The organism is Streptomyces kryoterrae (assembly GCF_054072135.1).
The window spans coordinates 5870436-5891084 of the sequence record NZ_CM133358.1; the positions used below are offsets into that span (position 1 = coordinate 5870436).

23 protein-coding genes and 1 pseudogene are annotated in these 20649 nt (G+C 70.6%); 16 read left to right on the top strand and 8 right to left on the bottom strand.

The genetic code is table 11. The features are described 5' to 3' along the window. Positions 1-9 precede the first annotated feature (9 nt). Positions 10-1176, top strand: coding sequence for a DUF2786 domain-containing protein (locus ACW4TU_RS25885; protein ID WP_457417171.1), 1167 nt, complete (start codon positions 10-12; stop codon positions 1174-1176). Positions 1177-1212: 36 nt separating this feature from the next. Here ACW4TU_RS25885 and ACW4TU_RS25890 read toward each other — a convergent pair whose 3' ends face one another. The 3 genes from ACW4TU_RS25890 to rpmB all read right to left on the bottom strand — a co-directional run bounded on the left by ACW4TU_RS25890 (position 1213) and on the right by rpmB (position 2420). Beyond that, on the bottom strand, positions 1213-1746 hold the full coding sequence (locus tag ACW4TU_RS25890) for a hypothetical protein (protein WP_457417172.1): 534 nt from the start codon (positions 1744-1746) through the stop codon (positions 1213-1215). Between the two features lie 78 nt (positions 1747-1824). Further along, a complete protein-coding gene (rpsN, locus tag ACW4TU_RS25895; RefSeq protein ID WP_457417173.1) occupies positions 1825-2130 on the bottom strand; it encodes a 30S ribosomal protein S14 in 306 nt (101 codons plus the stop codon). 53 nt (positions 2131-2183) lie between these two features. Continuing rightward, positions 2184-2420, bottom strand: coding sequence for a 50S ribosomal protein L28 (gene rpmB / locus ACW4TU_RS25900; protein ID WP_105970890.1), 237 nt, complete (start codon positions 2418-2420; stop codon positions 2184-2186). A 61-nt stretch (positions 2421-2481) separates the two neighbouring features. Between rpmB and rpmG the strand changes: the two genes are divergently transcribed. The 5 genes from rpmG (at position 2482) to ACW4TU_RS25925 (ending at position 4927) form a co-directional block, all read left to right on the top strand. Continuing rightward, positions 2482-2646: a 50S ribosomal protein L33 gene (rpmG, locus tag ACW4TU_RS25905; RefSeq protein WP_015658813.1), complete on the top strand. Its 165-nt coding sequence runs from the start codon at positions 2482-2484 to the stop codon at positions 2644-2646. 9 nt (positions 2647-2655) lie between these two features. Then, the gene (locus ACW4TU_RS25910) at positions 2656-2904 is read left to right on the top strand and encodes a type B 50S ribosomal protein L31 (RefSeq protein ID WP_457417174.1); all 249 of its coding nucleotides are present in this window, start codon (positions 2656-2658) and stop codon (positions 2902-2904) included. Between the two features lie 16 nt (positions 2905-2920). Then, a complete protein-coding gene (locus ACW4TU_RS25915) occupies positions 2921-4144 on the top strand; it encodes a CobW family GTP-binding protein (protein WP_457430301.1) in 1224 nt (407 codons plus the stop codon). A gap of 7 nt (positions 4145-4151) precedes the next feature. Continuing rightward, on the top strand, positions 4152-4385 hold the full coding sequence (gene rpsR / locus ACW4TU_RS25920) for a 30S ribosomal protein S18 (RefSeq protein WP_457417175.1): 234 nt from the start codon (positions 4152-4154) through the stop codon (positions 4383-4385). A 263-nt stretch (positions 4386-4648) separates the two neighbouring features. After that, on the top strand, positions 4649-4927 hold the full coding sequence (locus ACW4TU_RS25925; protein ID WP_327695600.1) for a DUF397 domain-containing protein: 279 nt from the start codon (positions 4649-4651) through the stop codon (positions 4925-4927). Positions 4928-5044: 117 nt separating this feature from the next. Here ACW4TU_RS25925 and ACW4TU_RS25930 read toward each other — a convergent pair whose 3' ends face one another. Then, entirely contained in the window at positions 5045-5533 is a 489-nt protein-coding gene (locus ACW4TU_RS25930) for an ATP-binding protein (RefSeq protein WP_457417176.1), read from the bottom strand. 367 nt (positions 5534-5900) lie between these two features. On the opposite strand from ACW4TU_RS25930, the gene ACW4TU_RS25935 reads away from it, so the two are divergent. From ACW4TU_RS25935 to ACW4TU_RS25950, 4 genes and pseudogenes are all read left to right on the top strand, one after another. Next, on the top strand, positions 5901-6725 hold the full coding sequence (locus ACW4TU_RS25935; protein ID WP_457417177.1) for a helix-turn-helix domain-containing protein: 825 nt from the start codon (positions 5901-5903) through the stop codon (positions 6723-6725). Between the two features lie 94 nt (positions 6726-6819). After that, complete coding sequence (locus ACW4TU_RS25940) at positions 6820-8289, top strand: aldehyde dehydrogenase family protein (protein WP_457417178.1); 1470 nt, start codon at positions 6820-6822, stop codon at positions 8287-8289. A gap of 131 nt (positions 8290-8420) precedes the next feature. Further along, positions 8421-8960 carry a DinB family protein gene (locus tag ACW4TU_RS25945; protein ID WP_457417179.1) on the top strand — a complete coding sequence of 180 codons (540 nt, stop codon included), beginning with the start codon at positions 8421-8423 and terminating at the stop codon, positions 8958-8960. Between the two features lie 24 nt (positions 8961-8984). Next, a pseudogene (locus ACW4TU_RS25950) lies at positions 8985-9293 on the top strand (hypothetical protein); the annotation flags it as partial. A 68-nt stretch (positions 9294-9361) separates the two neighbouring features. On the opposite strand, the gene gad reads toward ACW4TU_RS25950, so the two are convergent. Beyond that, a complete protein-coding gene (gene gad / locus ACW4TU_RS25955) occupies positions 9362-10789 on the bottom strand; it encodes a glutamate decarboxylase (RefSeq protein ID WP_457417180.1) in 1428 nt (475 codons plus the stop codon). A gap of 88 nt (positions 10790-10877) precedes the next feature. Here gad and ACW4TU_RS25960 point away from each other — a divergent pair, with 88 nt between their 5' ends. Next, complete coding sequence (locus tag ACW4TU_RS25960) at positions 10878-11639, top strand: MerR family transcriptional regulator (RefSeq protein ID WP_457417181.1); 762 nt, start codon at positions 10878-10880, stop codon at positions 11637-11639. Positions 11640-11666: 27 nt separating this feature from the next. Here ACW4TU_RS25960 and ACW4TU_RS25965 read toward each other — a convergent pair whose 3' ends face one another. Beyond that, a complete protein-coding gene (locus tag ACW4TU_RS25965) occupies positions 11667-12032 on the bottom strand; it encodes a YbjQ family protein (RefSeq protein WP_457417182.1) in 366 nt (121 codons plus the stop codon). A gap of 163 nt (positions 12033-12195) precedes the next feature. Between ACW4TU_RS25965 and ACW4TU_RS25970 the strand changes: the two genes are divergently transcribed. Then, positions 12196-13098, top strand: coding sequence for a DedA family protein (locus ACW4TU_RS25970; RefSeq protein ID WP_457417183.1), 903 nt, complete (start codon positions 12196-12198; stop codon positions 13096-13098). A gap of 80 nt (positions 13099-13178) precedes the next feature. On the opposite strand, the gene ACW4TU_RS25975 is transcribed toward ACW4TU_RS25970, so the two are convergent. Then, positions 13179-14885, bottom strand: a complete 1707-nt coding sequence (locus tag ACW4TU_RS25975) for a threonine/serine exporter family protein (RefSeq protein ID WP_457417184.1) — start codon at positions 14883-14885, stop codon at positions 13179-13181. A 116-nt stretch (positions 14886-15001) separates the two neighbouring features. Next, positions 15002-15493, bottom strand: a complete 492-nt coding sequence (locus tag ACW4TU_RS25980) for an inorganic diphosphatase (RefSeq protein ID WP_164412192.1) — start codon at positions 15491-15493, stop codon at positions 15002-15004. A gap of 79 nt (positions 15494-15572) precedes the next feature. On the opposite strand from ACW4TU_RS25980, the gene dacB reads away from it, so the two are divergent. From dacB to hpt, 4 genes are all read left to right on the top strand, one after another. Further along, positions 15573-17342 (top strand): D-alanyl-D-alanine carboxypeptidase/D-alanyl-D-alanine endopeptidase, encoded by a 1770-nt coding sequence (dacB, locus tag ACW4TU_RS25985; protein WP_457417185.1) that lies wholly within the window; start codon positions 15573-15575, stop codon positions 17340-17342. A gap of 171 nt (positions 17343-17513) precedes the next feature. Further along, positions 17514-18647 carry a zinc-dependent metalloprotease gene (locus ACW4TU_RS25990; protein WP_457417186.1) on the top strand — a complete coding sequence of 378 codons (1134 nt, stop codon included), beginning with the start codon at positions 17514-17516 and terminating at the stop codon, positions 18645-18647. A 190-nt stretch (positions 18648-18837) separates the two neighbouring features. Continuing rightward, the gene (gene tilS, locus ACW4TU_RS25995) at positions 18838-19881 is read left to right on the top strand and encodes a tRNA lysidine(34) synthetase TilS (protein WP_457417187.1); all 1044 of its coding nucleotides are present in this window, start codon (positions 18838-18840) and stop codon (positions 19879-19881) included. 69 nt (positions 19882-19950) lie between these two features. Then, complete coding sequence (hpt, locus tag ACW4TU_RS26000) at positions 19951-20511, top strand: hypoxanthine phosphoribosyltransferase (protein WP_044471976.1); 561 nt, start codon at positions 19951-19953, stop codon at positions 20509-20511. Positions 20512-20649 lie beyond the last annotated feature (138 nt).

The following is a 20649-nucleotide window of genomic DNA, read 5'->3' on the forward strand; positions in this document are numbered from 1 at the left end:
GATCGACGGGTGACCAGCACGCCCCTCCCGCCCGGTACGGTCGAACGCGCCTTCCAGGCCGCCCTGTACGCCGACACGGACACCTCCCTCGACACGGGCGCGTCCCTGCTCGCCGCCGACCCGGCCGCGGACGCCGAACTCGCCCGGCGCGGCGAGGAGTTCGTGGCATCCGCATGGCGACGGGGCTGGCAGCCGGCCGACGTCGTACGCCTCGTCCGGCGCGAGCTGGACGACGTACACGTACGCCTGGTGTCGGCCCTGATCACCGCCCAGGCGCCGAACGACCGGGCCCGGGGCCGCCGCTGGACTGACCAGCTGACCGACCTCGCCGCAGCCCCCGCCCCACCCCGCACGGACCGCTTCACGCACGCGACGACCGTCCTGGAGCTGTACCGCCTGCTGCTCGGCCTGCCCACCCTGGAGTCCCTGGACGAGCGGCAGGCGGTGGCGGGGGAGGGCTCCCGTCCGGAGCGTCCGGAGTCCCGCATGCTCACCCGTGTCCGCGCGCTGCTGGCGAAGGCGGAGGCGACCGGGTTCCCCGAGGAGGCCGAGGCGCTGAGCGCGAAGGCCCAGGAACTGATGGCCCGGCACAGCATCGACGAGGCCCTGCTCGCGGCCGGCGCCCCGGCGGGCGACGCCCCGCGCGCGCGGCGCCTGGGTGTGGACGCCCCGTACGAGGAGGCCAAGGCGGTTCTCCTGCATGCCGTGGCCGACGCGAACCGCTGTCGAGCGGTGTGGAACGAGGCCCTGGGCTTCTCCACGGTGGTGGGCTTCGAGCCCGACCTGGAGGCGGTGGAACTCCTCTACGCGTCCCTGCTGGTGCAGGCCACGACGGCGATGACGAAAGCGGAGGCCGCGCAGCGGGCGAGGGGCCGCAACCGGACGAAGACCTTCCGCCAGTCCTTCCTGGCCGCCTACGCCCACAAGACGGGCACCCGCCTGGCAGCCGCGGCGGCGGCGGAAACCGCGGACGCGGCAGCGACCCGCACCGCGGGCCCCCTGCTCCCGGTCCTGGCCACCCGGGACCTGGCGGTCACCGCCCACCTGGACCAGATGTTCCCCACGACCACGACAACCCGCCTACGAGGCGTGACCGACGAGGCGGGCTGGACAGAGGGCACGGCGGCGGCGGACCGGGCGACACTGCATGCCCACCCTCGTCTCCCGGACGCCTAGCGGTACCCCGTACGAACGCGCGCGCCGCGACTCGCCTCAGGACCCCAGCCCCGCCGTGGGCAACCCCGACGGAAGCTGCCCGCCCTGCGCCTTCGTGTACGTCTCCGTGCCGAGGCCGCTCTCCCAGGTGATCTTCATCGACGTCCTGTCGACGGAGTCGACCATCCCCTCGGCCCGGTCCTTGGTCCCGTCCGAGCACGTCAGGCGGAACATCTGCATGCCCGCCTCCTTGCCCGCGGTACCGCTGCACACGGTCCCCCCGGTGGCGAACAGCCCGGCCTTCGTCCCGGTGATCACCAGCGCCACGGCACTGCCCTTGCTGGTGGTCAGCCAGCTGCCCACCAACGCGCTGTCCGCGGTGGTCGAACCGCTGCCGCCCTCACCGCTGCCCGCCTCGGAGGGTGACGGCGAGGAGGACGGGGCCGACGAGCCCGTACCGCCACTCGCCGACCCGCCGTCGGACCCCCCGTCACCACTGCACCCGGCAAGCAGGAGGACGGCGGCCACCCCGGCCGCCGAGGCCACACCCGCCCTGCGCGCCAGCACGCGCGCGTACGTCACCGAAGTCACCGGGAAGCTCCCAACAGTCAGTCGCCAGCGATAGTCGTACGACCGCACGAAACGACCGCACGACACGACCGCAGCAAGCTACCAGGAGGACTTGCGCACCCCCGGGAGGAACCCCGCGTGGGCCTGCTCCCGCAGACCGACCCGGGACAGTCCGAACGCCCGGAAGTACCCGCGGGGCCGCCCGTCCACCTGGTCCCGGTTGCGCACGCGCGTGGCGCTCGCGTCACGCGGCTGCCGTTCCAGCTCCCGCCGTGCCGTCGCCCGTTCCGCGTCCGTCGAGGACGGCAGCCGGACGATCTCCTTCAGCTCGGCCCGCCGCTGGGCGTACCGGGCGACGATCTCCTGCCGCTTCCCGTTCTTCGCGATCTTGCTCTTCTTCGCCATGCCGCTGCTACCTCTGTCCCCTTTGTTGCTTCCGGTTTGTTGCTTCCGGCCTGTCAGACCCTGACCCCACGGGCCCGGATCCGGGCCACCGCCGCCTCGACGCCGATCGTGTCGACGGTCTTGATCCCCTTGGTGCTCAGCCGCAGCCGCACATGCCTGCCCTCGCTCGGCAGCCAGTACCGCTTGGACTGGATGTTGGGGTTGAAGCGACGGGACGTACGCCGGTGGGAGTGGCTGATGTTGTTGCCGAAGCCCGGCTGGGCGCCGGACAGCATGCAGTGGGCGGACAAGGTGACGCACCTCTCTCGGTCAGGTAATGCAAATGGAAGTCATTTTCAGTAAGATACCAGCATGGCTCGCAACGAACTCCGGCCGGTCATCAAGCTCCGGTCCACGGCCGGGACCGGTTTCACCTACGTCACCCGCAAGAACCGCCGCAACGACCCGGACCGTATGACCCTGCGCAAGTACGACCCGGTCGCCGGCCGTCACGTCGACTTCCGAGAGGAGCGCTGATCAGCCGCCATGAGTAAGGGAATCCACCCGGCGTACGGGCCCGTCGTCTTCCGGGACCGGGCCGCGAACCACGCCTTCCTCACCCGGTCCACGATGACCAGCGAGAAGACGGTCGACTGGGAGGACGGCAACACCTACCCCGTCGTCGACGTCGAGATCTCGAACATCAGCCACCCCTTCTACACCGGCACGGCCCGCGTCCTGGACACGGCCGGCCGCGTGGAGCGCTTCGAGCGCCGGTACGGCAAGAAGGACTGAGGAAACACACGTGCAGGTGCATGAGCGCGGGCCCTTGGGGGCTCACGAACTCTCCGTGGCGATCGTCGGCGGACTGCACGCCGACGCCCGCAGGGCCACCGTCGCGCGGCTGCTCGCCGACGTGCCCGGCAGCGTCGTACTCCACCACGACCTCGCCACGGCCGTGGCCGGCACGGTCGTATGGACCGTCAGCGACACCACCGGCATCCTCTCCGCGGGCGAGGCGCCCCTGGTCAACGACTGTGCGTGCTGTGCCCTGCGCGACGACCTCGTCCCGGAGCTGCTGCGGCTCGCGGACGCCGGGCGGACCCGGCTGGCGATCGTCGAGCTGTGGGACTCCGTCGAGCCCAAGGCGATGGCCGAGGTGGTGACGGCCGGCGGCCTCACGGTCACCGGCGTCATCACCGCCGTCGACCCGGCGCTGCTGCTGCCGTACCTCGGCAACGGCGACGACCTGGCCGAACGCGGCCTCGCCGCCGCGGCCACCGACCGGCGCACGGTCGCGGACACCTTCGCCCGCCAGCTGGAGTACGCCACCGTCCTCGCCCTCGTCGACTCCCCGGACGCCGACGACGAGGACCGCGAGCTGCTCGCGCAGCTCCACCCGACAGCCCGCCAAGTCCCCGTCACGGGCGGCCACCCAGGGGACTTGGCGGGCGTGGCGGACTCGGCCGACGCGTCCGGGGGGCAGGCGGCGCCGCTCTCGGCCCTCGCTGCCGCCGCCCTCGCCGGATTCGACGTCGAGGCCGCCGCCGCCGCTCAGCACCCGGCGTGCGCGCTGCTGCCGGCGGAGGCCGACGCGCACGGCGTGTCCACCCTCGTGTGGCACCGGCGCCGCCCCTTCCACCCGGAGCGGCTGTACGAGGCGCTGGAGGACCTGACCTGCGCCGCGGCGCGCAGCCGGGGCCGGTTCTGGCTCGCCGACCACCCCGACACGCTGCTCCACTGGGACGCGGCGGGCGGCGCGCTCTGCGTGGAGAGCGCGGGCCCCTGGCTCGCCTCCCTCCCGGACGCGGCCTGGGACATGGTCGAGCCCGTGCGCCGGGCCGCCGCCGCCCTCGACTGGCACCCCGAACACGGCGACTGCTGCCAGCACCTGGTGTTCACGTCCCCCGGCCTCGACCGCGACGGACTCGCGCGACTCCTGGAGTCCTGCCTGCTCACCGACGCCGAGTACGCGGGCGGACGCACCGCCTGGAAACGCCTGCCGCCCGCCTTCGACACCCTCCTGGAGGTCTGACCCCGCCATGGCCCGCAAGATCGAACGCAAGCCCCTCAAGGCCCGCCCCAACCCGCTGGACGCGGCCAGGATCACGTACATCGACTACAAGGACACGGACCTGCTGCGGAAGTTCGTCTCCGACCGCGGCAAGATCCGCAGCCGCCGGGTCACCCGCGTCTCGGCCCAGCAGCAGCGGCTGCTCGCCCGCGCGATCAAGAACGCCAGGGAGATGGCACTGCTGCCGTACGTGTCCCGGTAGCCGCCGCGACCCACCCGTACCCCCGTCTCCGTTCGCCCCGGGAGACGGGGGTACGGGCGTGCGGGGAACGTGCGGCGGCGCGCGTGCGTCAAGGTGAGTAGTGGAGCGAGTACCTGGCGTGCACGTGCATCTGACCGTGCGTATGCCCTTGCATACGCCTGTGCATCCGTCCACGCGTCTGCACGTGAACAGAGTTATGATCCGGCAGAGTTGACCACCGCACCAATGGCCTCACCAGCCAGTGCACCACCAGGGAGCGACCTGTGGACCACGACGTGTACGGCGTTGGCGCAGCCGATGAGTCCGGCGTGTACAACGGCATGGCCGCCGCGCGGCTGGACGGGGTCGCCGCCTGGCAGAAGAGCAGACACAGCAACTCGCAGGGCTCCTGCGTCGAGTTCGCGCGGCTGCCCGGTGGCGAGGTGGCGGTACGCAACTCGCGCTTCCCCGACGGTCCGGCGCTCGTCTACACGCGCGCCGAGATCGAGGCGATGCTCCTGGGCATCAAGGACGGCGAGTTCGACCACCTGACCGCGAGCTGACCGCCCTGCGGCCGTCCGCGCTCCGGAGCTTCCGGAGTCGGGACAAGCAGGGCGTAACGGTTGTGCCACACGCTGTGACGCGCGTAGAAACGTGGCCCGAGGAAACGCCGCCGTGCCTCACTCGGCGGAGTGCAGCCCGAACAGCGCCCAGACGACCTTGCCGCCCAGCGTGCCCGACAGCGGGTGCCAGCCCCAGCTGTCGCTGAACGAGTCGACGAGGAACAGACCGCGCCCCGACTCGGCCGAGAAGTCCTCCGAGAACTCCTCGGCGTCGTACGTCACCGGGCTCTCCCGGCTCGGGTCGCGCACCGCGCACACCAGCCGCTCGGTCCAGCGCATCAGGTGCAGCCGTACGAGGGGCTCGTGGGCCGACGAGTGCGGGGGGTCCGTGGGCAGCGCGTGCCGAAGAGCGTTGGTGACCAGCTCGGAGACGACCAGGCAGACATCGTCCAGACGGTCGCCGATGTCCCACTGGGTGAGTGTTCTGCGGCTGAACTGCCGTGCCTCGCGCACCGCTTCGTAGCGGGCGGGCAGCGCACACGACGCCGCGTTGGCCACGGTCGAGGGATCCAGTGGCGGAAGCCCCTGCCTTAACGGCTCGAGCATGGTCGATCCATTCATCCCCATGCGAGGCACTCCCGGGAGATCGCGGTCGTTGCGATGCAGTCCTTGCGATGCAGCGGTGGCGCGAGACCATGGTTTCCGATGCGTACGGCGGATGCAAGGGCAGATGCACGTGCACGCGCCGGAATTGGACGTACCCGTACCGCTTCTTGGTCATTTTTTCCGCCAACTTTCCACCTCTGGCCGGTCTTCCCCTTGCCCCTGCCTGTGCGTACGCTCTGACGTCTTCCCATTTGAGTAACCGAACGAGTACTGCTCGGAGTGTTTTAGTGGCAGACTGCGGCCCCTGGAGAGGTTGGGGAGGGTGACGAACGTGAGCGCGGGAGAGCCGGGATCGGTGGTGCGGCGCATGTTGCTCGGATCACACCTGAGGCGACTGCGTGAGGCGCGGGGCATCACGCGAGAGGCGGCGGGTTACTCGATCCGCGCGTCCGAATCGAAGATCAGTCGTATGGAGCTGGGCCGGGTGAGCTTCAAGACACGTGACGTCGAGGACCTGCTGACGCTGTACGGCGTCAACGAGGAGGCCGAGCGCAACGCGCTCCTCTCCCTCGCCAGGGAGGCCAACGTCGCGGGCTGGTGGCACAGTTACTCGGACGTCCTGCCCAACTGGTTCCCCACCTACGTGGGTCTGGAGGGCGCGGCATCGCTGATCCGCGCCTACGAGGTGCAGTTCGTGCACGGTCTGCTGCAGACCGCGGCGTACGCGCGTGCGGTCGTCGAACGCGGCATGAAGGGCGCGAGCCCCGCCGACATCGAGCGCCGCGTCGCCCTGCGCATGGAGCGGCAGAAGTACCTCCTGACCACCGGCGGCCCGGAGTTCCACGTCGTCCTGGACGAGGCCGCGCTGCGCCGCCCGTACGGCGACCGCGAGGTGATGCGCGGCCAGCTCCAGCACCTGATCGAGATCTCCGAGCGGCCCAACGTACGGCTGCAGATCATGCCGTTCGGCTTCGGCGGACACTCGGGCGAGAGCGGCGCGTTCACGATCCTGAGCTTCCCGGAGTCCGACCTGTCCGACGTGATCTTCCTGGAGCAGCTCACCAGCGCGCTGTACCTGGACAAGGCCGAGGACGTCACCCAGTACGAGAAGGCGATGAAGGAGTTGCAGCAGGACAGCCCCGGTCCTGACGAGAGCCGGGACCTGCTGAGGGGCCTGCTGCAACTCTCGTAACCAGGGTCCCTGATCATCTCCCAACTCCCTTCGGACGCACGTACGATGACGTGTGATCAGACCGTGATACGGGATTGAGGGATTGAGGGATCGCATGCCATCGCTTGAGTACTACTTCACCGACCTCGCGCAGCAGTACATCGGCGGTGAGTGGCGCCCGGGCACCGGCTCCTGGGACATCATCGACTTCAACCCGTACAACGGCGAGAAGCTCGCCTCGATCACGATCGCCACGGTGGACGAGGTCGACGAGGCGTACCGCGCCGCCGCCGCGGCCCAGAAGGAATGGGCCGCGACCAACCCGTACGCCCGTCGCGCGGTCTTCGAGAAGGCCCTGCGCGTCATCGAGGACCGGGAGCCGGAGATCGCCGCGGCGATCATCGCCGAACTCGGCGGCACGCACCTCAAGGCCGGCTTCGAACTGCACCTCGCCAAGGAGTTCCTGCGCGAGTCGATCCGCCTGGCACTGACCCCCGAGGGCCGGATCATCCCGTCGCCGGTCGACGGCAAGGAGAATCGTGTCTACCGCGTCCCGGTGGGCGTGGTGGGCGTGATCAGCCCCTTCAACTTCCCCTTCCTCCTCTCGCTGAAGTCGGTCGCCCCGGCGCTGGCGCTCGGCAACGGCGTCGTCCTCAAGCCGCACCAGGACACCCCGGTCGTCGGCGGCTCCCTGGTCGCGAAGATCTTCGAGGACGCGGGCCTGCCGCCCGGCCTCCTGAACGTCGTCATCACGGACATAGCGGAGATCGGCGACGCGTTCATCGAGCACCCGGTCCCGAAGGTCATCTCCTTCACCGGCTCGGACGCCGTCGGCCGCCACGTCGCCGCCGTCTGCGCCCCCCTCTTCAAGAACGTGGTCCTCGAACTCGGCGGCAACAGCGCCCTGGTGGTCCTGGACGACGCGGACATCGACTACGCGGTCGATGCCGCGGTCTTCAGCCGGTACGTCCATCAGGGCCAGGTCTGCATGGCCGCGAACCGTGTCCTGGTGGACCGTTCGATCGCCGCCGAGTTCACCGAGAAGTTCGTGACCAAGGTGAGGTCCCTGAAGGTCGGCGACCCGAACGACCCCGAGACGGTCATCGGCCCGGTGATCAACTCCTCCCAGGCGGAGGCGATTTCGGGCGTGGTGCGTCGGGCACTGGAGGAGGGCGCGACAGCTCTGCTCCACGGCACGACGACGGACAACCTGGTCGAGCCCTCGATCCTGACCGACCTCCCCGCCGACTCGCCCCTCCTCCAGCAGGAGATCTTCGGCCCGGTGGCCCTCCTCGTCCCCTTCGACGGCGAGGGGGAGGCGGTCCGCCTCGTCAACAACACGCCGTACGGCCTCAGCGGCGCCGTCCACACGGCCGACGTCGAGCGGGGCATCGCCTTCGCCAAGCAGATCGACACGGGCATGTTCCACGTCAACGACGGCACGGTCCACGACGAGCCCCTGGTCGCCTTCGGCGGCGAGAAGTCCTCGGGCATCGGCCGCCTGAACGGCGAGGCGACGGTGGAGGCGTTCACGACCCAGAAGTGGATCTCGGTCCAGCACGGGCGGAGCCTCTTCCCGTTCTAGACCACCCGCTCAACCTCGTAGAACCTCTTGGGTGACCCCGGGGGCTTGCGGACAGAACCTGACCGCAAGCCCCCGTAACTTCATCGGTGTCAGGCAGAAACGCCCGCACGACCCGATGAAAGGCGGCCACCATGGTCACTCACGTCTCCTCCGAAGCACCCGGCGACGAGCTCGGAGCGCTTCTCTCCTTCATCGAGGAGCAGCGCGGCGGTATCAGGCGGGCGTTGCTGGGACTGACAGAGGAGCAGGCGGCCTCACGACCCAGTGCCAGTGAGCTGTCCCTCTCCGGGCTGCTCAAGCATGTCGCCGAGGTCGAGCAGGGCTGGATCGCGCGGGCCAAGGGGGAGGCGCCGGCCGTCAAGCGGGACGAGTCGAACTGGCACGAGTGTTTCGTCCTCGTCGAGGGGGAGACCGTCGCCTCGCAGCTCGCGTACTGGGAGAAGGTCGCCGCCGAGACCGAGGCGTTCCTGCGTTCCGTACCGAGCCTCGACGACACCTTCGACCTCCCGCCGGACCCCTGGTTCCCGCCCCAGGCCAGTGTCTCGATGCGCTGGCTGGCGCTGCACCTGATCCGCGAGACCGCCCGGCACGCCGGTCACGCCGACATCATCCGTGAGTCCCTGGACGGCGCCACGGCCTTCGAGCTGGTCGCCCGGGAGCAGGCCTCCTGACCCCCGGGGCCCACCGCGGACCGTGTGCCGGCGATCCGTCTCCTCGGGCTCGGTGCGGTCCGCCGGCCCGGGCGGGCCCACGGCCACCAGGTGCGGGGCGACCTGGAGTACTGGGGCGCGCACGAGTGGTCCAACCCCAAGCCCGGCTCGCACCAACCAGAGCACCCACGAGTTCCTGCGCCTGCCGCGCGAGGCCCTGACCTCGTACGACCAGAAGACGGACGACGGATCGAGGGCGGCGCGTACACCTTCGCGAGGTAGGGCGAACCGTTCGTCGGTGTCCTGGCCGAGGGCGAGGGGAACCCGTACGCGACGGGTGTGTCGCATCCGGGGGCGCGAGCTGACGGCACGGCGGTGCGGGCGGCCGAGCCGCTGACTCCGCACCGCCGACGGGCGGGCCGTCAGTGATGGAAACCGGTGGCCGCGTCCTTGTCGTGGGTCGACGGGCGCGACTGCCGGCGCAGTTCGGGCAGCAGCCGCTCCAGGTCCTCCAGGAACAGCTCCGCGAGGTCCGCGGAGAAGCCGTTGCGGCACACGACCCGCAGTACGGACAGGTCCTGCCGGTTCTCCGGGAAGGTGTACGCGGGCACCAGCCAGCCGCGCTCACGCAGCCGCCGCGAGACGTCGAAGACGTCGTACGCGGTCACGTCCGCCCCTGTCGTGAAGGCGAACACGGGCAGCTCGTCGCCCCGGGTGAGGAGCCGGAAGTCGCCCAGCTCCTCGATCCGCCCGGCGAGGGAACGCGCCACGTCCCGCGTGGACTGCTGCACCGCCCGGTAGCCGTCCCGGCCCAGCCGCAGGAACGTGTAGTACTGCGCGACCACCTGGGCCCCGGGGCGCGAGAAGTTGAGGGCGAACGTCGGCATGTCGCCGCCCAGGTAGTTGACGCTGAAGACGAGCTCCTCGGGGAGGGCCTCCTTGTCCCGCCACAGCGCCCAGCCGACGCCCGGATAGACCAGCCCGTACTTGTGCCCGGAGGTGTTGATGGAGGCCACGCGCGGCAGCCGGAAGTCCCACACCAGGTCCTCGTCCAGGAACGGCGCCACCATGGCCCCCGACGCCCCGTCGACGTGCACGGGGATGTCGAGCCCGGTGCGCCCCTGGAGGGCGTCCAGGGCCGCGCACAGCTCCGCGACCGGCTCGTAGGACCCGTCGAAGGTGGACCCGAGGATCCCGACGACCCCGATGGTGTTCTCGTCGCACAGGTCGGCAGCCGCCTGCGGATCGAGATGGAACCGGTCGCCCTCCATGGGCACCTGGCGCGCCTCCACCTCCCAGAAGTTGCAGAACTTGTCCCAGCAGACCTGCACGTTGACGCCCATGACGAGGTTCGGCCGCACGTCCCGCCCCGGATACCGGTCGGCGTTGCGCGCGGCCCACCGCCGCTTCAGCGCCATCCCGGCGAGCATGCACGCCTCGCTCGAACCGGTGGTCGAACAGCCCACGGCGGCGGCCGGATCGGGCGCGTTCCACAGGTCGGCGAGCATCGCCACGCAGCGCCGCTCCAGCTCGGCCGTGCGCGGGTACTCGTCCTTGTCGATCATGTTCTTGTCCCGGCACTCGCCCATCAGGACGCCGGCCTGCGGCTCCATCCAGGTGGTGACGAAGGTGGCCAGGTTGAGCCGCGAGTTGCCGTCGAGCATCAGTTCGTCGTGCACGAGCTGGTACGCCGTCGACGGCGGCAGCGGGGCCTGCCCGAGCCGGTGCGTGGGCGGGGCCTCGGTCATACCGCCGACCGGATTGGCCTCCCCGTAGAAGGGGTTGACGGCGAGCCTGCGCCCGTCGCCCTTGTCGTCAGGTGTTTCGCTGTCCCCGCGGTGCAGTGGCATGCGTACGACGGTAGGCCGGGGCCGCAAGGCTTGCACCTCACGCCGCGTGAGGAAGCAGTGTGGAGCGCGAACCGACAAGGGAGCGGAAGTGAGCTACAGCGTGGGACAGGTCGCCGGTTTCGCCGGCGTCACGGTGCGCACCCTGCACCACTACGACGAGATCGGCCTCCTCGTGCCGGGCGGACGCAGCCACGCGGGCCACCGGCGCTACGACGACGCCGATCTCGACCGGCTGCAGCAGATCCTGTTCTACCGGGAGCTCGGCTTCCCCCTCGAAGAGGTCGCCGCCCTGCTGGACGACCCGAAGGCGGATCCGCGCGCGCGGCTGCGCCGTCAGCACGAGCTGCTGACCGCCCGGATCGAACGGCTCCAGCAGATGGCGGCGGCCGTGGAGCACGCCATGGAGGCACGCAGAATGGGCATCAACCTCACGCCCGAGGAGAAGTTCGAGGTCTTCGGCGACAAGGACCCGGAGGCACACGCCGAGGAGGCCGAGCGCCGCTGGGGCGGCACGGAGACGTACGCGGAGTCGCAGCGCCGCGCGGCCACGTACACGAAGGACGACTGGCAGCGCATGCAGGCGGAGGTGGCCTCCTGGGGCGAGCGCTACGACGCCCTGATGGCCGCCGGCGAGCCCCCGGCCGGTGAGGCGGCCATGACCATGGCCGAGGAACACCGGCAGCACATCACCAAGTGGTTCTACGAATGCACGTACGAGATCCACCGGGGCCTCGCCGACATGTACGTCTCCGACGAGCGCTTCAAGGAGTTCTACGACTCCATGCGCCCGGGCCTCGCCGAACACCTCCGGGAGGCGGTCACGGCGAACGCGGCCCGGCACGACGCATAGCCCCCTGGCCCGGGTGTGGATGGTGGGTCACTCCCGGGCCAGGACCACCGCGGTCCCGTACGCGCACACCTCCGTGCCCACGTCCGCGGCCTCGGTCACGTCGAACCGGAAGGCCAGCACACCGTTGGCGCCACGCGTGCGTGCCTGCTCGATCAGACGGTCCATGGCCTGGTTGCGGGTCTCGACGAGAGTCTTCGTCAGCCCCTTCAGCTCACCGCCGATCATCGACTTCAGCCCGGCCCCGATCTGGCTGCCGAGATGCCGCGACCGCACGGTCAGCCCGAAGACCTCACCGATGACCTGCTCGACCCGGTAGCCGGGGATGTCGTTCGTCGTCACGACCAGGACGTCGGACTGAGGTCCCTGGCCGCCGCCGTACTCTTCGATGCCCATAACCTCACAGGGTGGTCCCAGTTCCCGCACAGCGCACCCCGGAGTGGCGCATGGAAGCTGAGGGAACCTGGAGGGGTCACCTTGCGTTGATAGCTTTGGCCCCACTCGACTTCTGCACCCATCTTCCGCACTCATCTCTGCCAAGCCTCAGGAGCCCGGAACAGTGACGACGCTTGCCCTCGGACCGAGCTGGCTGGATCCGGACTACCTGTTGGACCAGTTCGGCATCTGGGGCCTGCTCCTGATCGTGTTCGCCGAGTCCGGTCTGCTCATCGGCTTCTTCCTGCCGGGCGACTCGCTGCTGTTCACGGCGGGCCTGCTGATCACCGCGGGCACGCTGGACTTCCCCCTGTGGGGAGCGGTCGCCCTCATCTGCCTCGCCGCGGTCCTCGGCGACCAGGCGGGCTACATGTTCGGCAAGAAGGTCGGCCCGTCGCTCTTCAACCGACCGGACTCCCGCCTCTTCAAGCAGGAGAACGTCGTCAAGGCGCACGAGTTCTTCGAGAAGTACGGCCCGAAGTCCCTGATCCTGGCCCGCTTCGTGCCCATCGTGCGCACGTTCACGCCGATCATCGCCGGCGTCAGCGGCATGAAGTACCGCTCGTTCCTGACCTTCAACGTCATCGGCGGCGTCCTCTGGGGCGCGGGCGTCACCCTGCTCGGCTCCTGGCTCGGCAACATCGCCTTCGTCAAGAAGAACATCGAACCGATCCTGCTGCTGATCGTCCTCGTCTCGGTCGTCCCGATCATCATCGAGTTCGCCCGGGCCCGCGGCAAGGCCAGGAAGAACCCGCCCCAGCAGCCCGAGCCCCCGGCCCAGCAGCAGTACCCGCCGGCCCCGATGGACGACGCGACAACCCAGCTCCGCCGTATCCCCCCGGCCCAGCAGCAGGACGAGTACCCCCAGCAGCAGTACGACCAGAACCAGGGCTACGACCAGCACCAGGGCCACGACCAGTACTACGGCCAGCAGCCCTACGCCCAGCAGTACCCCCAGGGCTACCAGCAGGACCAGCAGCAGTACCCGTACAGCAACCAGAACAACAACGGTTACCCGCAGAACTGACGGCGCGGAACCGACGGCCTGGCCAGACATCCAGGGGCGCGGGCTCCCCGGCGCCCAACGCCAGGCGAACGCACCCGGAGCTAAAACCCCCGCGTCCGCTTGGCGGCCCGCCTGCCCCTGGTGGAGCCGCTCGGCACCCTCAGGAACAGCCGCGAGATCTCCGACCCCAGATTCACCCCGATGGCGATCGCCATCGCCAGCGCCGCGGCCTTCGCCAGAGACACCAACCCCGCGTCCATGTCGTTCTGCGCGATCGACAACAGCCCGAAATACGTGGCCGACCCGGGCAGCAGGGGCCCGATCGCGGCCGTCGTGTACGGCAGGGCCGACGCGTACCGGTACCGCGACAGCAGCTGCCCGAACAGCCCCACCAGCCCCGCCGCGACGGCCGTCGAGGCCACCGGCGAGAAGTCCCCGGTGTAGCGCATCGCGCCGTACACGCTCCACGCCACACCGCCGTTGAGCGTCACGATGAGCACGGTGGAACGTTCCTGCTGGAGCATGACCGCGAAGGTCAGCGACAGCAGCATGGACGCGCCGATCTGCCACAGGGGCCGTGGCGTACTCCCGAGAGCCACGTCCGGATTGAGCTCGGCGCCCAGTTTCACGCCGAAGTACAGGATCAGCAGCACCCCGACGACGATGCCGACGAAGAAGTACATGACCTCCAGCAGACGGGCGGACGCGGTGATGTAGAACCCGGTCAGCCCGTCCTGCACCCCGGCCACCAGCGCCCGTCCGGGCAGCAGCGCGAACAGCCCGCCGGTGATCACGGCGGACGCCTTCACGTCCACGTGCGCGGCCGTCAGCGCGACCCCGATCGCGGCCGGCGGCATCGCGGCCACCGTGAACTGGTAGAACTCCGGCAGCCCGCGCCCCGCGCACAGCCACGCCAGCCGGTCGCCCAGCATCGCGCCGAGCGCCGCCGCCACGAACACGACCAGGTCACCGCCGACGAGCACGGAGGCCGCGCCCGCGAGCAGCCCGGCGGCCACGGTGAGCCCCCAGCCGGGATACGGGTGCCGGTTCCGCCGGATCTCCGCGAGGCGCCTGTAAGCCTCTTCCAGAGACGTGGCGGTCTCCGGGTCGCTCAGGTCGTCCACAAGCCGGTAGACGGCCGCCAGGCGCGTGTAGTCGGTGCCCCGGCGCCGGACCGTCCGTGACGCCGTCACCGGATCCTCGACGAGCGAGGGCTGGTACGAGATCGACAGCAGGGTGAAGGTGACGGTCGGCTCGCAGCGGTCGAGGCCGTAGGACCGGCAGACGGCGAACATGGCCGCCTCCACGTCCTCGGCACCCTCGCCGCCCGCGAGCAGCAGCTCACCGATGCGCAGCGTCAGGTCGAGCACGCGCGGGACGGCCGGTCCGTCCTCCTCGGCCGCCTTCTGCGGCCGTTCCGGCGCGGGCCGCTCGGCCACCGGCATCCGCAGCATCGTGCGCATCCGGTCCTGCCAGGGCACGTCCTCGGCGAGACTCACCACCGGGATGCCCAGGGGCGGAGTGAACGCGGGCGCCCGGTACGTACGCGGAGTGTCGAAGGCCGAGGCCGGTCCACCGGCGTCACCGCCGGGCGGCTGCGGCACGTCGAGCCCGTCCGGCAGGGCGAACTCGGAGGTGGTCTCGGCCTCACCGACGGTGGACCTGGGCGGGGCCATCCCCTCGGGGAGCGCGAACTCGGAGGTGGTGGACGACTCCCCGTCACCACCGCCGGAAGCCCCGCCTACGAGGGGAACCGCGTAGACACTCCTGGCCTCGTCCGATGCCGGCTTGCGAGCCTCGTCCGTCACTCCGTATCGCTCCCTGCACGTGCCCCTCTTGTACGCCCCTCAGTATGCGCACAGACACACGAACGGGCCGCACGCGCACGCGTGCGGCCCGCTCGGCGTGACAGGGTCCGGGGACCTCAGTGGCCACCCTGCTCCTTGAGGCGCTTGTACGACCGCTCGATCTCCGCCTCGGCGTCCGCGCGGCCCACCCAGTTGGCGCCCTCGACGGACTTGCCGGGCTCCAGGTCCTTGTAGACCTCGAAGAAGTGCTGGATCTCCAGACGGTCGAACTCCGACACGTGGTGGATGTCCCGCAGGTGCTCCACGCGCGGGTCGTGCGCGGGCACGCACAGCAGCTTGTCGTCGCCGCCGGCCTCGTCCGTCATCCGGAACATGCCGATCGTGCGGCACTGGATGAGGCAGCCGGGGAAGGTCGGCTCGTCCAGGATGACCAGCGCGTCCAGCGGGTCGCCGTCCTCGCCGAGGGTGTTCTCGACGAAGCCGTAGTCGGCCGGGTAGCTGGTCGAGGTGAAGAGGCGACGGTCCAGACGGATCCGACCGGTCTCGTGGTCCACCTCGTACTTGTTCCGTGAACCCTTCGGAATCTCGATCGTGACGTCGAACTCCACCGGTGACTCCTCCATGATCAACACATAGTTCTGGTGGTTAAGTGTCCCTCACGCAGGTGTGTGATCGCGAAAGGGGCTGGTGGTCGTGCCGGAGCTGAGGCCTTGGCGGGCCGCGAGGCCGCGGGTGGCGCGGCTCGCGCGAACCGTGGGACCCCGTCTCACCCGGGCCACGGCAACGGTGAAACCCCAGCTCGGACGGGCAAAAGCGGCCGTGAAACCGCAACTCGAACGAGCGGCGGCGACAGTCAGGCCACACCTCGAAAGAGCCGGACGGGCCACAGCCGCCGTGAAACCGCGGGTCGCGCGGATCACACAGGCCGTCGGCCCCGGGCTCGCCGCTCTCCCGAGGCCGAAGACCCCGACGGCTCTCTCGCTGTCGCTGCCGAAGCCCCTGCGGACCTGGCAGTACACCGCGGGCGCCGCCACCGCCGGACTGGCGTTGACCGCCGGCGTGGTGACCGTCGCCGGCCCCTGGGACTCCTCCGGTCAGCGTACGGCCGAGCGGGACTGGGCGGCGGTCCAGGAGCGATCCGGTGGCACAGATCACGGTCGTAATTCCGGTACGTCCGACACGTCCGCCACCTCGGGTACGTCGGCCGGGGCGCCCGCACCCGCCCCGAGCGCCCCCTCCGTGCTGACGGGCCTCGGCAGTGCCACCGGCACCGTGCGGGCGGCGCCCGCCGGAAGGACCCTCGCGGCCGTGCTGGACCCGCTGCTGAAGAACCCCGCGCTCGGCACCCGCCGGACGGCCGCCGTCGTCGACGTGGCCACCGGGAAGCGCCTGTACGGCCTGGGGGCCGGCGAGGCGCTCGTCCCCGCCTCGACCACGAAGATCGCCACGGCCGTCGCCGCGCTCTCCGCGATGGGCGCCGACCACCGACTCACCACCCGGGCCGCCCTGGAGCCCGACACCGACGAACTCATCCTGGTCGGCGGCGGCGACCCCACCCTGACGGCACGTAAGGACCCGGAGGGCTGGGCGAGCCTGCGCACCCTGGCGGACTCGACGGCCGCCGCCCTCGCGAAGCGCGGCGTACGCCAGGTGACGCTGTCGTACGACACCACGCTCTACGCGGGCCCGGAACTCCACCCGATCGGGGCCGACAACGGCGGCAACCTCGCCCCGGTCACCGCCCTGATGGCCGACGAGGCCCGCACGAACGACTCGACCAGTGGAACGGCCGACCGCAGCACCGTGCCGGCGGCGGACGCGGCCCGCACCTTCGCGACCCTGCTGGCGAAGCACGGCATCAGGACGACCTCCCCCGGCCCGTCCAAGGCCACGGGCCGTGCGACCACCCTCGCGAAGGTCTCCTCGCCGCCGCTCTCCGCCCTCGTCGAGCGCATGCTGACCAACAGCGACAACGACCTCGCGGAGGCCCTCGCCCGTCAGACCGCGCTCGCCACGGGCGTCCGGCCCGACTTCGCGGGCGGTGCCAAGGCGATCCACGCCCAACTGAAGAAGCTGGGCCTGCCCATGTCCGGCGCCCGCTTCGCCGACGGCAGCGGCCTGAACCGCGCCGACCTCCTCACCCCGAACCTCCTCACGGCCCTCCTGGCCAAGGCCGCCGACCCGGTCCACCCCGAACTCCGGGCGGCCCTCACCGGCCTCCCGGTGGCAGGCTTCACGGGCACCCTGAGCGCCCGCTACACGGACGGCGCGGCGGGTGTCGTACGGGCCAAGACAGGCACCCTGACCGGGGTGAACGCCCTGGCGGGCACGGTCGTCGACCGCGACGGCCGCCTCCTGGCCTTCGCCTTCCTGGCCTCCGACACCACCAGCAAGGCGGAGGCCCAGGCGGCCCTGGACCGCACGGCGACGGCATTGGCATCCTGCGGCTGCGGATAGGTGCTGTGGGCAGTCGTTCCGCTGGGGCGATGGGGGTCCCCCCGGTCGAGCGAAGCCGAGACTGGGGGAGGGTGGGCACAGCCTGCAACGCCGGGTGCCGACCCAACAGACCTCACCCCTGCCAACCTCACTGCCCTGCCCCCGGAGGGACCCCTCACGTACCGTTGACGCATGACGAGCATCGGTGGTGCCGCATCTGCTGGGATGGTCGACTGGAATCTCGCGGTGGCGACCGCGACCCGGCTGGTACGGCCGGGACCCGAAGTGAGCCGTGACGAGGCCCGGGCCATCGTCGCGGAGCTGCGCCGGCACGCGAAGGCCTCGGAGGAGCACGTCCGGGGCTTCACCCGGATGGGAGGCGACGCCGCCCACGACACCCCCGTACTCGTCGTCGACCGCCCCGGCTGGGTACGGGCGAACGTCGCCGGGTTCCGTGAGGTGCTCAAACCCCTGCTGGACAAGATGGGGGAGCGGCGCGGGAGTTCACCGGGCGGAGCCGTCCTCGGCGCGGTCGGCGGCAAGGTCACCGGCGTCGAACTGGGGATGCTGCTGTCGTTCCTGTCGTCCCGCGTCCTCGGCCAGTACGAGACCTTCGCCCCGGCCACCCGCGAACTCCCGGCGGGCGCGAACGGCGGCGGCCGGCTGCTCCTCGTCGCGCCGAACATCGTCCACGTGGAGCGCGAACTCGACGTACAGCCCCACGACTTCAGGCTCTGGGTGTGTCTGCACGAGGAGACGCACCGGACCCAGTTCACGGGAGTGCCCTGGCTGCGGGACCACCTGGAGGGCGAAATCCAGTCGTTCTTGGGGGAGACGGAGGTCGACCCCATGACGTTCCTGGAGCGCATCAGGGAGGCCGCGCAGTCCCTCGCGGGCGGCCGGCCGGAGGGCGAGGAGGACGACGGCGGGCGTTCCCTGGTGGAGTTGGTCCAGACGCCGGCCCAGCGGGAGATCCTCGGCCGGCTCACCGCGGTCATGTCCCTCCTGGAGGGGCACGCCGACTTCGTGATGGACGGAGTGGGTCCCGCGGTGGTGCCCTCCGTCGCCGAGATCCGGGAGAAATTCCAGCAGCGGCGGGCCAAGGGTGCCTCACGGCTGGACCTCGCGCTGCGCAAGCTGCTCGGTCTGGACGCCAAACTCAGGCAGTACCGGGACGGCGAACGGTTCGTCAGGGCCGTCGTCGACCAGGTCGGTATGGACGGCTTCAACCGGGTGTGGACCTCTCCGAACACCCTTCCTACGAAGGCGGAGATCGCCAAACCGGCGGACTGGGTCGCGCGGGTGCACCGCAAGGCGGACCAGTGAGCCCTTCGGGTACGTGGTGAACGAATCCGGCCGACGGCAGGTGAACGCCCCTTCAATCACCCGTCCGAGGGACCGTGGAGCATGGGTAGGCGTGCAATGCTCGGGGAACGCCCCGTTTCTGTCACCATCTACACACTCTGAGTGACCGAAGTCGGCTCACCCCCCGAAAACTTCATGAAGGGAACCGGACATGGGTCCCCATCCTGCGGTCGCGGCGATACGCCTGGCGGTTCGCCGCGCTCTCCACGACATCCTGACCGCCAACAACCCGCCCAACAGCCTCCTCCCCGGCCCCACCCCCCCCGGCGAGTCCGCCCCGCTCGTCCTCGTGGCGTGCTCCGGCGGCGCCGACTCCATGGCGCTCGCCTCCGCTCTCGCGTTCGAAGCGCCCAAACTCGGTCTGCGCGCCGGTGGCGTCACCGTCGACCACCGTCTGCAGCCCGGCTCCGACCTCCGCGCCGACGAGGTCGTCCTGCGCCTGACCGAACTCGGCCTCGCCCCGGTCGAGTCGATCGCCGTCGCTGTCGGCCGTGAGGGCGGCCCCGAGGCCGCCGCGCGCGACGCCCGGTACGGCGCCCTGGACGCCGCCGCCGAGCGCCACGGCGCCACCGCGGTCCTCCTCGGCCACACCCGCGACGACCAGGCCGAGACGGTGCTGCTGGGCCTCGCCCGCGGCTCCGGCATCCGCTCCCTGTCCGGGATGGCGGCCGTCTCCGGGCGGCCGGGGGCTCCCGACCGTTACCGCCGGCCCTTCCTCCAGCTCGACCGGCAGACCGCCCGCAAGGCGTGCATGGTCCAGTCCCTCCCGGTCTGGGACGACCCGCACAACGCCGACCCGGCCTACACCCGGTCCCGGCTGCGCCACGAGGGACTGCCCGCCCTGGAGAAGGCCCTCGGCAAGGGCGTCGTCGAGGCCCTCGCCCGCACGGCCCAGCTCTCCCGCGACGACGCCGACGCCCTCGACACCTGGGCCCGCCAGGCCGAGGCCTCCGTACGGGACACCGCGGGCCTCCTGGAGTGCGCCAAGCTGTACGCCCTGCCGCCCGCCGTACGCCGCCGCATCCTGCGCAGCGCCGCCATCGAGGCGGGCGCTCCGGCCGGTTCGCTGTTCGCCCGCCACATCGAGGAAGTCGACCGGCTGATCACCGGCTGGCGAGGCCAGGGAGCCATCAATCTCCCCGGCCGGGTCGTCGCCCAGCGGCAGGGTGGCAGACTGGTGATTCGGCAAGGCTGAATCTCACCCCCCTTCGGGGCGCGGCAGGGGTCGGCGAGCCGGGCGAATGGCGACGGGCAACCGAAAGTGATGCGGGTGGACGCGAAAGACATGGGTGCCGACCTCAAGTCGGTACTCATCACCAAGGAAGAGATCGACGCGAAGCTGGTCGAGCTGGCCGCGAAGATCGACGCGGAGTACGCGGGCAAGGACCTGCTGATCGTCGGTGTCCTCAAGGGCGCCGTGATGGTCATGGCCGACCTGGCCCGGGCGTTGTCCACCCCTCTCACCATGGACTGGATGGCCGTGTCGTCGTACGGCGCGGGCACCCAGTCCTCCGGTGTGGTGCGGATCCTCAAGGACCTCGACACCGACATCAAGGGCAAGCACGTCCTCATCGTCGAGGACATCATCGACTCGGGGCTGACCCTGTCCTGGCTGATCTCCAACCTCGGCTCCCGCGAGCCCGAGTCGCTGAAGATCTGCACCCTGCTGCGCAAGCCGGAGGCCGCGAAGGTCGCCATCGACGTGGAGTGGGTCGGCTTCGACATCCCCAACGAGTTCGTGATCGGCTACGGCCTCGACTACGCGGAGAAGTACCGCAACCTTCCGTTCGTCGGTACGCTCGCGCCCCACGTCTACGGCGGCTGAGTCCCGAGGCCGCTGAGCCAAAGGGCGAGTCCTGTGGGACGTTCGGGAACCCGGGCGGCCTTCCCGCCGTTGGAGCATGCGTGGACGGTGTTGCCAGCCAGCCCGTGCGCCTTCGGGTGACAATGCTGGGGTACCGTC